This window comes from Pseudomonas sp. SIMBA_068 (assembly GCF_046534705.1).
In the GTDB taxonomy this organism is placed as follows: domain Bacteria; phylum Pseudomonadota; class Gammaproteobacteria; order Pseudomonadales; family Pseudomonadaceae; genus Aquipseudomonas; species Aquipseudomonas putida.
Map to the genome: position 1 here is coordinate 1 of NZ_JAWRYI010001795.1, position 232 is coordinate 232.

Sequence of the window (232 nt, forward strand, 5' to 3'; positions counted from 1 at the left end):
TTTAGTGCAGTGACTGCCGGTATCTCAATGGCACTACAATTACCTTACTTTATGGGAATTGTGTTCACACTGGTTTCGTTTGGTTTATTATTTGTTGTAAACAAAAAAGCTGTCACCGCATCTGGTGTATTTTGGGTATTTGCTTTCACAGGTTTAATGGGGGCTGGTTTAGGTCCAATGTTAAACCATTACGCTGCCATGCCTAATGGCCCAATGCTTATAATGCAAGCTC

1 pseudogene is annotated in these 232 nt (G+C 40.9%); it reads left to right on the forward strand.

Annotated elements, in window-relative coordinates:
• Positions 1–232: pseudogene (locus SB756_RS35945) on the forward strand (BAX inhibitor (BI)-1/YccA family protein); the annotation flags it as partial.